Below are 13,481 nucleotides of genomic sequence, written 5' to 3'. Positions count from 1 at the left end.
GCCATGAGCGAATTTCTTGTGTCATTGAACCCGTTGAACCGGGAGCCGGTCGGACAGGTGCCAATCACCTCCCGGTCCGAGCTGACAGAGATTGTGGACCAGAGCCGGATCGCGCAGACGAACTGGCGCCAGCTATCCTTTGAAGAGCGTGCAACCCGCTTGAGGGCTGCCTACGAGGCGCTGGCGCCTGACCAGAATCAACTTTCCCGCCTGATCAGCCTGGAAATGGGCAAGGACGCACGACGCGCGACCTACGAGGTCGCCGGTACCGTACAAAGTGCCCCCTATTTCATTGAGGAGGCCGCCTCTGCCCTGCAAACCGAACAAGGCGAAGGCCGCAGCCGTATCCAGTATCGGCCGCTTGGGGTTGTTGCTGTCATTTCACCCTGGAACTACCCATTGGCCATGGCCAACAACTTGCTGATCCCTGCACTGATGGCCGGCAACAGCGTCATTCTGAAACCCTCGGAACACACGCCGCTGGTTGCCGATCTGTTCGTTCGCGCACTGCAGGACCATCTGCCCGCTAATCTGATTCAGATTGCCCATGGCCACGGCGACGTCGGCCAGGCGCTGGTGAAATCTGACATCAATATGATCGCCTTTACCGGGTCGATGGCCACCGGTCGCAGCATCATGGCGGACGCTGCAGATGGCGTTAAACGCCTGGTGATGGAACTGGGCGGCAACGACCCGCTGATTGTCATGAAAGATGCCAATCTGTCAGCTGCTGCGCGATTTGCCGTCGCCAGCTCGTTCGAGAATGCCGGGCAAATGTGCACGTCGACCGAGCGCGTGTACGTCGACCGCTCCGTCGCCGAGGAATTCAGGCGCCAGGTGGTTGCCGCCGCATCGGCTTACCAGGTCGGCCCATGGGATCAACGGGGCGTGAATATAGGCCCGATTGCCAACGCTACCCAGCATCAGCTTGTGCTTCAACATCTCAGAGATGCGGAAGCAAAAGGCGCACGTTTTCTGCTCGGCAAGGCCGACTACCCAGCACCATTCATTCAACCCACGGTTGTCGATGGCATGACCCCCGACATGCTCCTTGAGCGCGAAGAGACCTTTGGCCCTGTCGTTGCCATGGCGGAGTTCGATGCCATCGAAGACGCCATCGCCCGTGCCAACGACTCCATCTACGGCCTGGGCGCGGTGGTCTTCGGTGGTCGTGACGCCGCAGCCGTGGCAGAGGCCCTTGAGGCAGGAATGGTTTCAGTGAACGGTGGAGCCGGCGGCAGCCCCTGGGTAGGCGCCAAACAGAGTGGTTTTGGCTTCCACGGCTCAGCCGCCGGCCATCGCCAGTTCGCCCAAGTACGGGTCATGAACTTTTAAGAGGTGATCATGGAACAGCATCAGGATTCGTTTTATGTCGTTGCCCGCGAGCCGGGCGCCGAAAACCCGTCGCTACCGACTTGGGCCAATCGCGTGCCGAACCCAGCTGAACTGGACGAAAGCCGTGATGCCTCTGCGGTGTCACGGCGGGAAATTCCGGAGGTACCCGGTGCCTATCAACTGCTGAATGTCTTTAGCCGTGAGGAGTGTGAACGCCTCATCAAGCTTACCGAAGACCTGGGCTACCTGAAGGACGCCGCGGTCTCACTACCCCGGGAAGTTCGCCACAATGACAACGTCACCTGGGTTGTGGACGAGGCGACCGATCGCCTGATCTGGCAGCGGGTGCGCGATGCCGTAGTCCACAACCTGGATCTCTTCGGCAACAAGCAGCCTATGGGCATCAACCGGCGCTTCCGTTTCTATCGTTACCGCGAGGGAGACTTCTTCAAGTTTCACATCGACGGTGCCTGGCCCGGCTCCAAGGTTGCTGAAGCCCGGCTGATTGCGGATGCCTTCCCGGACCGGTTCAGCCAGATGACGTTTCTGATTCTGCTCAGCGACGACTTCGAGGGCGGCGCCACCCGCTTCCTCGTCGATGCGGACGATCCCACCAAACCGGCCCGGCGAAGCGACAACGTGCGCGAGATCGACGTACGAACGCCTGCCGGCGGGGTGCTGTGTTTTCCCCATGGCCACCATCCCCTGCACTGTCTGCACAGTTCAGCGGAGATCACCTCGGGCACTAAATACATCATCCGTACCGACTTGTTGTTTGAACGATAGCCGCGGGCGTTCCCGGTAAACCCTAAAACGGAGGGCGCACTGACGGTTTTTTATATGAAGTTTTTCTTCCAGGTTAGTTGTTATAAGCAAGGAAATTGTAGGCGTCTGTTTTATCGAACCTTTTCAGATCCAGTGCAATTCGGGGACGTGGCGGTCACCAAATGGTGACTAGTTTCAAATATTCCCTTCGTCCCGATAATGAAGAAAAGGTCCGTTAATGCCTAGGGAGCCTCTGATTAACTCCGAATCGCCTCTGCGCGATCTGAGGGCTGCAGCTGCAAGGCGCGGTCCGCAGGTAATGGCCGCAGCCCTTGGCAAGGGCCGCAACGCCGCAGATGCGGCCCTCAGAACGCGCCCTTCGGGGCGTTCTGAGCGATCCACACTCGGTGTTGCGACTTTTTGAAAGGCAGCCAGCCTTCCTGCAAAGCCGCGCCTTGAGTGTGAACCGCTCTGAAGGCCAGAGGTGATCCGGAGTTAATCAGAGGCTCCCTAGTTACCACAGAATGAGAGAAGCCAACCAACATCGGAAATCACCGTGTACAGCTTTCTTCATTCAAACCATTTAATCAAAGGAGAAAAAGTGATGAAAACCATACTCATAACCGGTGCCGCGACAGGGCTCGGTAAAGGAACCGCCATCGGTCTTGCTCAGGCTGGTCACAAGGTGATCGCCACGGTCGAAAACTGGCCCCAGGTCACCCAATTGCGCGCGGATGCCGATGCTGCAGGTGTCGATCTCGTGGTCGAGAAGCTCGACTACCTCCAACCCAATGATCACGATACGGTGCTGCGCAAATATGGCGAGGAAGTCGATATTGCGGTGCTCAATGCGGCCACCGGGCAGACTGGCCCGGTAGCGGAAGTGCCGGTCGATCGCATCCGCCAGGTCTTCGAGGTGAATGTCTTCACCACGCTAGAGCTGGCACAGCGCTTTGCAGCCTTCTTCGTCAAGCGCGGCAGCGGAAAGATCATCTTCACATCGTCGATCGCGGGCTTTTGGATCCTGCCCTATCTTGCGCCCTATGTCGCGTCAAAACACGCGCTGGAGGCGATTGCACAGCTCATGCGGCTTGAGCTGGAAGGCACCGGCGTCCAGGTTTCAACCATTAACCCCGGCCCGTTCCGCACCGGCTTCAACGACCGCATGTACGACACGGTCGATCAGTGGTTCGAGCCAGGCGTGAACTTCAGCGATGAAGGCCCGTTGCGCGAGATGCAGGCGCAAATGGCTGGACCAGACCTTCAGCTCGATCCGCAGCCGATGATTGACTACATGATCGAACTGATCCCGCAAGACGATCACAAGTTCCGCAACGTGTATCCCGAGCGTTTCATCGAAGATGTTAAGCAGTATCAGGACAGTCTTTGGACCCAACCGATGAACGGAAAAGCGTAAGAAACTGCCATTACCACGACAGGAGACAGATTTTATGACCACGTTCAAATTCGAAGCTGGAGCGCCCTTTCCTTCCATAAGCAAGTCTACCCTTGAAGGCGCGACCCGAGATCTGAGCAAACCTTTGGAAGGAAAAGACTGGCAGATGGTCATCGTGTATCGCGGCAGACACTGCCCTCTGTGTACTCGATTCCTGAATGAGTTGGCGGGTTACAAGCCGCGCCTGGACGAGATCGGTATTGATCTGGTAGCGGTATCCGGGGATAGCAAAGCGCAGCTAGAGGAGCATACCAGTCGGCTGGACGTAAACTTCCCGCTGTTCTATGGCCTCACCCTGGAAGAAATGAAATCTCTCGGGCTTTACATCTCGCACCCCCGTTCAGACCAGGAAACGGATCACCCGTTTGCGGAACCCGGTCTGTACATCATCAACGAGAAAGGTACGCTCCAGGTCGTCGATATTTCGAACAATCCATTTGTTCGCCCCGACCTGGAAAACCTTGTCTCCGGCCTGGAGTGGATTCGTAAGAATGACTACCCGATTCGGGGCACCTTTTCCTACCAAGATTAACGTCACATAGCTGAAGACCAGGGAAAACCTGTGGATGCCTGTGCTCGATTAGCGCAGGCATCCACATTGGCAAGCTTGGCCAAGGTGTTCATGGCGCGGGCCCGCTTCGTATCTAAGGTACAGGACCACGAAATATGCCCCATGGAATGTCTTGGCGCCGGCATCGGCCGCGACGGGCTGGAGTTTTAAGCTTCTTCCGAGTTAGTTTCGGCTGCCAGTGTCTTCAGCATTTCCATATAGCGTTCCACTCCTTGTGCGCCGGTTACCAGATAGCGACGATTGAAAATCATCGCCGGCACACCGCTAATACCTTGCTGCTGCCAGAACGCCTGCTGCTCCCGGACCGCCGCCGCGCAGGTTTCCCGTTCGAGCATCTCGTGGGCTTCGCGGGCATCAAGACCCAGCGATTCAGCGACCTGACAGAGGACACCGATATCGTTGAGGTCGCGCCTTTCAGTAAAAAACGCTTCAAACAGCGCCAGGTTGGCCGCGCCGCCCTTGCCTTTGGTTTCAGCCCAGTGGATCAGCTGATGCGCGCGGAAGGTGTTGACCATTCGCATGTCATCCGCGTAGTTGAAGCGAAAACCCAGCTCTGCTCCCATGGCCGTCAGCCGCTCGCGCGCCGCACGAGACTCTGACGGCGTAGTGCCGTACTTGTTCGCCAGATGCTCCCTGAGATTTTCGCCCTCCGGCGCCATGTGCGGGTTCAGCTCAAACGGCTGCCAGGTCACGTTGATCTCAATGCCGCTTCGGCGGGCGGCCTCCGCCAGCTGGTGATAGCCGATCACACACCAGGGACAGACCACATCCGACACCAGATCGATGTCTATTTTTCGTACATCCGATTGACTCGACATTCTAACTCCCCCTTTTCTATCGATGCGGTGTCACCGTTGTTGCAAGGCGTCACTGTGCTGGCAAGGCCTCATCAATGTTGACGATCGACCCGCCCTGGAAGACAGGCTCATAGGACTCGCTCCCCGGAGGGAACGGGTCACCGTTACCTATTTCAGGCTTTAACCTTTAATGCGGTGCCAGATAGCTTTCCACGTTGACAGAGAGAATCCGTCGAAACGTGAGGTACACATACGCCAACATGCCGATCATCATGCCGAACAGCGAATATTCGATTTTTGGCAGAAAACTGCTGGCAATGGTTATGCCGACACACACCAGGGTGTTGGAGATGATCGCCTGGCGCCATGGCGGGAACGCATACCAGTAGGGAATCTGCTTGCCCAGATAGAACAGGCTCAGGCCGGTAACGGCAAACAATCCGAAAGTCGGCCGATCCAGGTCGCCCAGGATCGCGTGCCTGATCATATTGGCCAGGATCAGCAGCCCCATGCACAGGAAGAGGTGCGAGAAGATCAGAACGTATCCCGTGGTTAGCCGTTGCGCACGCTCCAACAAAGGAAAACTGTCGAAGTAGATCCACCAGATGGCCCCAATGAGCAGAAAACCGGTCACCGCGGCCCAGACATCAAAGACATCCCAATGCACATTCTCCAGTGACGCCACCATGGCAATGACAGATTCGCCCAGGATGATAATGGCCAGCAGCCCCATGCGCTCGACCAAATGCGGTAAATCAACCGGTGTTGACTCAATTTGTTTGCGCATCGAAGACTGCCAGATCATATCGACCACAATACCGCCGTAGAACAACGCGAAGCGCTCCGGACCGTCGAACAGCGCAGAGGCGGCGCTCACCAGGGCACCAGTGGCAATTGAAGCGCTCAGCCCTCGCACAAACGGCTTTTCACCGTCGGATTGGCGGTGAACGTCAAGGTACTGGTAGGCCTGGATCAATCGGATGGCGCTGTACAGCAGAGCCAGGGAGATGAAGCCGCTCTCGTGGCTTACCGTCACCTGCGTGGACAAGACCACCAGTAGCGCCATGATGGCCAGACTGAACAACCGGTGGCCGCGACTGTCGTCGTCGAACCGGTTGGCATACACCGTATGGGTCATCCAGATCCACCACACCGGAATGAACACCAGTGGGAAGCGGATAATTTGTTCAAAGCCTATGTGGCCATCGTGGGTATGGGCCAGATCGTGGGTGACCACCCCGATAACGGCCACAAACACCAGATCAAAAAACAGCTCCAGCCAGGTGGCGTGTCGCCCTTTCGACAGGTATAGCGAATTAATCACAGCAAGCTCCCCTGTCAGCGCTCGGATGGGTGAGTCCAGGCGTACTTCCTGAACGCGTTATCCGGCTCGGTATGAGCAATCGCATTGGTAAAGTTGGAGATCAGCTTGGCTGCCAACCCGGTCAGAACCTCAAGCGCTTGTCGACGGGTAAAGCCGGCGTCAAGAAACGCGTTCAATCGGTCGTCCCCGATATGTCCACGATTATCCAGCAGAGCCTTGGCGTAATCGTGAAGGGCCTGTAGTTTCGGATCTGGAATCTCGGTGCCTTCGCGCAAGGCTTCAATCACGTCCTCCGGCATCTTGGCTGCATGCATCATCCAGGTATGACCCGGGACACAGTAATGGCAGTTGTTTTCGAAGTTGGCCGTCATGAAGACGACTTGCTGCTCCAGGGGTGAGAGAGTCGTATCCCTCATGAACAACCCGAAGATGGTGTTGTAGGCTTGGTAGGTCGCCGGTGCTTCCGCCAGGATTTTGTTCAGGTTGGGAACCATCGCGCCACCAGCCAGCATCCGCTTCATGAGCACTTTCGATTCTTCTGGGGCGGACTCAATGTCATGGTAGGTAAACATACAGGCCTCTCGATCCTATGCGTTTTCAATGAGATGTAGCGAACCTGGCTCGATGCCCCCAGGTTCGCTCTGCGGTCTCAGTGCTTGGCTTCAACGATGATCGCCACCACTTGAGTGTCACCAACATTGGTCACCTGATGAGCCCACGCCTCATGCCACATGACGTGGCCATCCGGAACCTCGACCTCCATTGCCTCGCCATCAGGGCTGGCAATGGACAAGGTGCCACCACTCTGGAAGTACACCGTTTCGTTGTGATGGCGATGAACGAGATCGGCCTCTCCCGGCTCGAGAACCATCTTCAGGACCAGAACCTGTTCATTTTCCAGCAACACCTGGTACTGGTCTGGTGACGCGATGTGGGCCAAGCCGTATTCTTCAGCAACGGCCTGACCGCTCATTGCGAATGCCAATGCGCCTGCAGCGACAATGGATTTCAAAGAATTCATATCGACCTCCACTTGGCCTTAAAACGAAGCTTCAAGATGAGCTCTGAAACGATCAAAATCGTTCTCGACATCGGCATTCTTCATCACGTCGTAGCATGCGAACGTTGGCAACGCGTCCATACCAAAGAATCGGAAGTTCATGTGCATGGGGAAAAGCAGATCATCCACACTCTTGCCCTGGAACAGATACTCGTTCTCGTCGTTGAACGATTCTTCCGGCGCATTAAAGGTCACCGACATCATGTATTTCCTGCCGGTCAGCGTTCCGCCTGCGCCATAGTTCTCCTTGGGCGCTTCAGCGGTGCGGCCGTCGCCATTACAAAGCGCTCCCCCCATACCGGCGGTGTATACCTCATCCATGTACTTCTTGAATGTCCAGGGAACCCCCATCCAGTTGATGGGCGTTTGCAGAATCACTACGTCCGCCCACTGGTGGTTTTCGAGTTCTTTTTCGACATCCCAGCCCGCGTCGATCTCAACGACCCGGGTTTCATGACCTTTTGCTCTGAGTAGTTCGTCGGCCATCTGGGTCAAGGTGCCATTGAGTCGCCCTTCAGCGAACGGGTACTTGTGGTGCGCATTGATGATCAAGATGTTGCTCATAGCAGAAGCCTCATGTTCAGCTGGTGATTTTTGATGCACAGGTATATTATGGTTACCTGGTTAATCACATCAATTAGTTTACTTTTGGTAACCTAGGCGGGGACATGGGGAAGTTTGGAAAAACCTTCGTAGAAACCAGTAGTTCTGGCAAGAAAACTGTCGTCAATGTTTGTCTGGAGCCTTGCGCCATCGAAAAGGGAATGAGGCTGATCGGCGGAAAATGGACCGGGTCGATTATCTTCCACCTAAAGGATGGACCGGTTCGCTTCAACGATTTGAGTCGTATGCTGGGAGGCGCCAGTAAAAAGATGATTGATCAGCGCCTGAAAGAGCTCGAGAACCGCGGCATGGTCGAAAGGAAGGTGATTAATGACCGCCCGGTTGCAGTAACCTACGAGTTAACCGAATTCGGCGCGAGCGCCTTAGGTATCTTGGACGATCTTCGCGTTTGGTCAGAAACGCACGACATTGACTGATTTTTGTACGCTTACTAATGCGAAACTTTGTACCCGAACACGGCTCAATACAATGGCCGACAAAGCCAATGCACCCATAAGCTATTGATATTTTATAGCTTTATTGATTGATGATGCATTGTCGAAATATTTAGACGTTCGGCTACAGGGATTGTGGGTTTGATCCGGGTCCGTGAGAACCGCACGCCCAGACTCACTCAACACCGTATTTTCTCTTCAGTTCCGCCATGGTGCCATTGTCGCGAATGGCCGCCAGTCCGCGGTTGAACGCGGCGATGATCTCCTCACTGCGGGCATTGGCAATGCCACTGGTCACGTGCAGATCCTTTACGGACAACGCATTGTCGGTGAACTCGAATTGATCGGGGTCGATACCTTCTTTTCTCATCGTTGCCAGGGCGACCAGCTCATCTTCCAGAGTCAGGTCGATACGGCCGGCCTGCAGCTTTAACAGGTTCAGAACGGTGTTATTGGTTTCCGGACGGGTGAAATTGGGGGCGTTGGAGAACTCATCCCCATAGCCATAATCGCGAGCCACACCAACCGACTTGCCCGTCAGGCTGGCCAGACCATGAAACTCAAAATCATCGCCCGCCCGTTTGATGAACTTGAGCTGGCTCTGCATGTAAGGTTCGCTGTAGCGCAGGTAGGCGGTTCGCTCCAGGGTGTACCAGGTGGCAACCAACACATCGACGTTGCCATTGCGGACCTGATAGATCGCCCGGGCCCACGGCATGATGGTCATCTTGAATTCGTAACCTTCGTGCTCGAACGCGGCGCGCACCAGTTCAACAGACAGACCCGGCGGGCCCTCCGCCTGAACAAAGGGCGGCCAGGGGTCCTGGGTCGCGGTGATGGTTTCCGCCTCGGCAAGGCTCAGGAACAGGGCCAGAAAGGCAAATATCAAATGGCGAGCACTGAACATAGGAAGCACCTTTTACCAGTCGCTGGTTGGCGTCCATGTCCCGGGAATGGTTTTCTCGGGTGACAGCCCTGATCGCGACATCACATCGCTCGCCTGAGCGCCACCCTGCTCTATTACTTTAGTTCAACCTCGTAGGGACAGCACCTCAAAACGCTGGGTGGTGCCAGACCATGAGCTGAACAGATCGGGCATCCTTCAGACCATCACCCCTCAAACAACGACTTAACAGCAAACAGGTCCGGATACTCAGCCGTCTGTTTCTGGGCCTTGGCCTGGAAGGTCAGCATCATGTCGTTTGGGCGGAACATGCCGGCCTGCCAGGTTGCGACGTAGTTGAGGCTGTCCGCCACAGTGTGGTCACGGCTGTAGTTGAGCATTTCCTTGCATCCGGTTACCGCCAAAGGCGAATTCGCGGCAATATCAGCGGCGATTTTCATGACGCCTTCCATCATGTTCTCGGCGTCGTCAAACACCCGATTGACCAGTCCCTGCTCACGGGCCTCGTCGGCACTGAATTTCCGACCGGTATAGGCCAGCTCCCGAACCAGTCCCTGGGGCATCAGTTTGGGCAGCCGTTGCAATGTGCCCACATCCGCCGTCATCCCCAGTTCGGTTTCCTTGATGGTGAAGAACGCATCCCGGGTACAGTAGCGGCTATCGGCGGCACACACCAGATCCAGCGCGCCACCAATGCAGCCACCCTGAATCGCCACGAGCACAGGAATTCTGGCCCGCTCCAGGGAACTCAGGCTGTCCTGAAGCTGCAACACCACCCGGCGCAGGTTCTCGGCCATGCGCCCCGGGTCTCCGTTCATGGGGACGGCCGACGGATCGCTGAATACCGACAGATCCATGCCCGCAGAAAAGTGCTTGCCGGTGGACGAAATCACGATAACCCGGGCATCACTCTCCACTTCGATAGCCCGGATGCACTGTGGCAGCTCGAGCCAGAACGCCTTGTTCATGGTGTTCAGCTCATCCGGCCGATTCAGGCGTACATGAGCGATGCGATTTTCAACAGTGACCGTAAAGCAGTTGTAATCATTGTTGGCGGTCATGGCGGGCTCTCCTTCGTGTTTGAATGAGTCCGAACTTATCACCGCAAAGATTGAACCACAATCTTATCAGTGCAAAGTTGTCGGCGTGCTACGATGCCCGGTACCCCGAAATCGCCAGCAAAGGTTCAGCAACATGACAAAGCCCAGCGCCAGAAAACGTACGTCATACCATGTGGGCAACCTGTCGGAACGGCTGATGGCCGAAGCCCGCTCTATGCTGGAAACCGTAGGGCCGGCGAAGCTCTCCATCCGCGCCATTTCGGAGAAGCTCGGCGTCAGTGCCACGGCGGCCTATCATCATTTCAGCAATCGGGCGGCCCTGCTCTCGCGCCTGGCTACTCTCGGGTTTCGTGAACTGCAACAGGCACTGCTCGACAACGACCAGCAGATTGAACAGCAAGGAGACCACCGCAGGCGATTGCAGAATGCCAGCCTGGCCTACCTTGAGTTCGCCAGAGCCAACCCGGCGCTCTATCAGCTCATGTTTGGCCCCGAGATAGGCCTTGATGCCAGCGATGAGGGATTTGAAAAGGCCCGACTAGAAGCCTTTGGTGAGCTTCAGAAGATTATCGCGGCCTCGCTCAACGAGCCGCTGGAGTCCCGAACCGTGCGCCAGGCATCGCTGGCAGCCTGGTCACACAGCCACGGGCTTGCGTCCCTGGTCATCCATAAGGTCGTTGGCTTCCCGGAAGGAATGAGCAGCGAACGGCTCGTGGAAACCAGTTTTCAGGGGTTTGAGCACGTGTTCGGGCGCTCAGGTGTCCCCTCTCTGCGGGTATCTGACGATTGACGACTTAGAAAATAGTCCAACAGGTCTACCCTCGGATCGTCAGTTTACGTTAAGGTAAACCTGATTCGGTCCTGAGAGGGTCTTACCAGATCCTTTCAGGCTGTCTGCCAAGACATTAACTACACTCCCACAAGGAGTGTTTGGTTCCTCAGGCCACTACCCCAGGAAGAGGATTATGACAACAACAAAATCAAAAGTTGTTTATTCCCCTGTGTTTACCGATGGTGCGGAGTTCAGCATTCCCACCTTTAAACTACTGAAGCAGGACGGCAAGCTCTACAAGAGCGCCAAGGCGCCGGACCTCGACAAGGACAAGGCGCTGCGAATCTACCGGGCCATGGTCACGACCCGGATTCTTGACGAGCGCATGCTTGCCGCTCAGCGTCAGGGCCGTCTGAGCTTCTACATGCAGTGCACGGGCGAGGAAGCCGCCGTTGTCGGTAGCGCCGCGGCACTGGATGATGGCGACATGATCATGGCCCAGTACCGTGAGCAGGGCGCCCTCGCCTATCGTGGATTCACCATTGATGAATTCATGAACCAGCTCTTCGGTAACGAGATGGACTATGGCAAAGGTCGCCAGATGCCGGTTCACTATGGCTCTGCCAAGCTGAACTACATGACCATCTCCTCGCCTCTGGCTACCCAGATTCCCCAGGCCACCGGCTACGCCTACGGCCAGAAGATGGCCGGCGACGGTCAGTGCACCATCACCTATTTCGGTGAAGGCGCCGCTTCGGAAGGCGACTTCCACGCCGCACTGAACATGGCGGCGGTTCACCGTGTCCCGGTGATTTTCCTGTGCCGTAACAACGGCTACGCCATCTCGACACCGGCGGCTGAACAGTTTGCCGCCGACGGTGTCGCCCCCCGGGCCTACGGCTACAAGATGGACGTTATCCGGGTAGACGGTAACGACATCCTGGCCATGTACCAGGCTACCCAGGAAGCTCGCAGACTGGCGGTGGAAGACAACCGTCCGGTGCTGATTGAGGCCATGAGCTATCGGCTGGCCGCCCACTCGTCTTCCGATGATCCCTCCGGTTACCGCAGCAAGGACGAAGAAGCCGTCTGGCGCGAGAAGGACCCCATCCTGCGCATGCGCCTCTGGCTCGAAAGCAAGAAATGGTGGAGTGAAGACGAAGAGAAAGATCTTCAGGAAACCATGCGCCGGGAAGTGCTCGAAACCATGAAGCGGGCACAGAAACGGCCACCGCCCCCACTCGACACGCTGGTCACCGATGTTTATGACGAGGTACCGCCTCACCTGGCGGAGCAGTTCGAGAAAGTGAAAGCGCACATCCGCAAGTACCCGGATGAGTATCCAAAGAGCGCTGAGCACGCGAAGGGAGGGGCCTGAGATGACCAAGATGAACATGCTTCAAGCCATCAACAGCGCCCTGGACACGGCGATGGCCGCCAACGATAAAGTGCTGTGCTTTGGTGAAGACGTGGGTGTGTTTGGCGGCGTATTCCGCGCCACCAGTAACCTGCAGCAAAAATACGGCAAGGCCCGGTGCTTCAACACCCCGCTGGTGGAACAGGGCATCATCGGCTTCGCCAACGGCCTCGCGGCACAGGGCTCCGTGCCGGTGGCCGAGATTCAGTTCGCGGACTATATCTTCCCGGCGTTTGACCAGATCGTGAACGAGTCGGCCAAATTCCGCTACCGCTCCGGCAACCTCTTCAACGTTGGCGGCCTGACCATTCGTACCCCGTACGGCGGCGGCATTGCCGGTGGTCTCTACCACTCCCAGTCACCGGAAGCCTACTTCGCCCATACCCCGGGCCTCAAGATTGTGGTGCCCCGGAACCCTCACCAGGCCAAGGGCCTGCTGCTGGGTGCCATCCATGATCCCAACCCGACGCTGTTCTTTGAACCCAAACGGCTGTATCGGGCGTCCGTCGGCGAGGTGCCGGACGAAGATTACCGCCTGCCACTGGGCAAGGCCGAGGTCATCAAGGAAGGTACCGACATCACCCTGCTGGGCTGGGGTGCGCAAATGGAAGTGATTGAGCACGCGGTCGAACGGGCGGAAAAAGACGGCATATCCTGCGAAGTGATCGATCTGCGCACCATCATGCCCTGGGATGTGGAAACCGTGGCCAACTCGGTGCTGAAAACCGGCCGCCTGGTGATTTCCCACGAAGCCCCGCTGACCGGTGGGTTCGCCGGTGAGATTGCCGCCACCATCCAGGAGCGCTGCTTCCTGTATCTGGAATCGCCCATCGCACGGGTCACCGGGATCGACACCCCCTTCCCGCTGGTGCTGGAGAAAGAGCACCTGCCCAACCAGTTGAAGGTCTATGAGGCCATCAAGGCAAGCGTTGAATTCTAGGCGGATATCAGGACAGGAGAA

Annotated in this window: 15 protein-coding genes; 8 read left to right on the top strand and 7 right to left on the bottom strand. The window is 56.8% G+C overall.

Going from position 1 to position 13,481, the window contains the following annotated elements; all coding sequences use genetic code 11:
* Positions 1-3 precede the first annotated feature (3 nt).
* From J2887_RS09890 to J2887_RS09875, 4 genes are all read left to right on the top strand, one after another.
* Positions 4-1,335: an aldehyde dehydrogenase family protein gene (locus tag J2887_RS09890; RefSeq protein ID WP_227175834.1), complete on the top strand. Its 1,332-nt coding sequence runs from the start codon at positions 4-6 to the stop codon at positions 1,333-1,335.
* A 9-nt stretch (positions 1,336-1,344) separates the two neighbouring features.
* Positions 1,345-2,121 (top strand): oxidoreductase, encoded by a 777-nt coding sequence (locus J2887_RS09885; protein WP_227175833.1) that lies wholly within the window; start codon positions 1,345-1,347, stop codon positions 2,119-2,121.
* Between the two features lie 583 nt (positions 2,122-2,704).
* Entirely contained in the window at positions 2,705-3,517 is an 813-nt protein-coding gene (locus tag J2887_RS09880; protein WP_227175832.1) for an SDR family oxidoreductase, read from the top strand.
* Positions 3,518-3,551: 34 nt separating this feature from the next.
* On the top strand, positions 3,552-4,088 hold the full coding sequence (locus tag J2887_RS09875) for a redoxin domain-containing protein (RefSeq protein WP_227175831.1): 537 nt from the start codon (positions 3,552-3,554) through the stop codon (positions 4,086-4,088).
* A 185-nt stretch (positions 4,089-4,273) separates the two neighbouring features.
* Here the strand turns inward: J2887_RS09875 and J2887_RS09870 are convergent, their stop codons facing one another.
* The 5 genes from J2887_RS09870 to J2887_RS09850 all read right to left on the bottom strand — a co-directional run bounded on the left by J2887_RS09870 (position 4,274) and on the right by J2887_RS09850 (position 7,872).
* Entirely contained in the window at positions 4,274-4,945 is a 672-nt protein-coding gene (locus J2887_RS09870; protein ID WP_227175830.1) for a DsbA family oxidoreductase, read from the bottom strand.
* A gap of 166 nt (positions 4,946-5,111) precedes the next feature.
* Positions 5,112-6,248 carry a low temperature requirement protein A gene (locus J2887_RS09865; protein WP_227175829.1) on the bottom strand — a complete coding sequence of 379 codons (1,137 nt, stop codon included), beginning with the start codon at positions 6,246-6,248 and terminating at the stop codon, positions 5,112-5,114.
* A 14-nt stretch (positions 6,249-6,262) separates the two neighbouring features.
* Positions 6,263-6,820 carry a carboxymuconolactone decarboxylase family protein gene (locus J2887_RS09860; RefSeq protein ID WP_227175828.1) on the bottom strand — a complete coding sequence of 186 codons (558 nt, stop codon included), beginning with the start codon at positions 6,818-6,820 and terminating at the stop codon, positions 6,263-6,265.
* A 77-nt stretch (positions 6,821-6,897) separates the two neighbouring features.
* On the bottom strand, positions 6,898-7,269 hold the full coding sequence (locus tag J2887_RS09855; protein ID WP_227175827.1) for a hypothetical protein: 372 nt from the start codon (positions 7,267-7,269) through the stop codon (positions 6,898-6,900).
* A gap of 18 nt (positions 7,270-7,287) precedes the next feature.
* Complete coding sequence (locus tag J2887_RS09850) at positions 7,288-7,872, bottom strand: NAD(P)H-dependent oxidoreductase (protein WP_227175826.1); 585 nt, start codon at positions 7,870-7,872, stop codon at positions 7,288-7,290.
* 104 nt (positions 7,873-7,976) lie between these two features.
* Between J2887_RS09850 and J2887_RS09845 the strand changes: the two genes are divergently transcribed.
* The gene (locus J2887_RS09845; protein ID WP_227175825.1) at positions 7,977-8,348 is read left to right on the top strand and encodes a winged helix-turn-helix transcriptional regulator; all 372 of its coding nucleotides are present in this window, start codon (positions 7,977-7,979) and stop codon (positions 8,346-8,348) included.
* Positions 8,349-8,541: 193 nt separating this feature from the next.
* On the opposite strand, the gene J2887_RS09840 is transcribed toward J2887_RS09845, so the two are convergent.
* On the bottom strand, positions 8,542-9,273 hold the full coding sequence (locus J2887_RS09840; protein ID WP_227175824.1) for a substrate-binding periplasmic protein: 732 nt from the start codon (positions 9,271-9,273) through the stop codon (positions 8,542-8,544).
* Between the two features lie 203 nt (positions 9,274-9,476).
* Positions 9,477-10,331: a crotonase/enoyl-CoA hydratase family protein gene (locus J2887_RS09835; RefSeq protein ID WP_227175823.1), complete on the bottom strand. Its 855-nt coding sequence runs from the start codon at positions 10,329-10,331 to the stop codon at positions 9,477-9,479.
* A 133-nt stretch (positions 10,332-10,464) separates the two neighbouring features.
* On the opposite strand from J2887_RS09835, the gene J2887_RS09830 reads away from it, so the two are divergent.
* From J2887_RS09830 to J2887_RS09820, 3 genes are all read left to right on the top strand, one after another.
* Positions 10,465-11,121, top strand: a complete 657-nt coding sequence (locus J2887_RS09830) for a TetR/AcrR family transcriptional regulator (RefSeq protein WP_227175822.1) — start codon at positions 10,465-10,467, stop codon at positions 11,119-11,121.
* 175 nt (positions 11,122-11,296) lie between these two features.
* Positions 11,297-12,481, top strand: a complete 1,185-nt coding sequence (locus J2887_RS09825) for a thiamine pyrophosphate-dependent dehydrogenase E1 component subunit alpha (RefSeq protein ID WP_227175821.1) — start codon at positions 11,297-11,299, stop codon at positions 12,479-12,481.
* Position 12,482: 1 nt separating this feature from the next.
* Complete coding sequence (locus J2887_RS09820) at positions 12,483-13,460, top strand: alpha-ketoacid dehydrogenase subunit beta (protein WP_227175820.1); 978 nt, start codon at positions 12,483-12,485, stop codon at positions 13,458-13,460.
* The last annotated feature ends 21 nt before the right edge of the window (positions 13,461-13,481 follow it).

The organism is Marinobacter sp. CA1 (assembly GCF_020546665.1).
GTDB classification, from domain to species: domain Bacteria; phylum Pseudomonadota; class Gammaproteobacteria; order Pseudomonadales; family Oleiphilaceae; genus Marinobacter; species Marinobacter xestospongiae.
The sequence above is the reverse complement of the archived record's forward strand: the minus strand, read 5'-3'. Positions and strand labels throughout refer to the sequence as shown.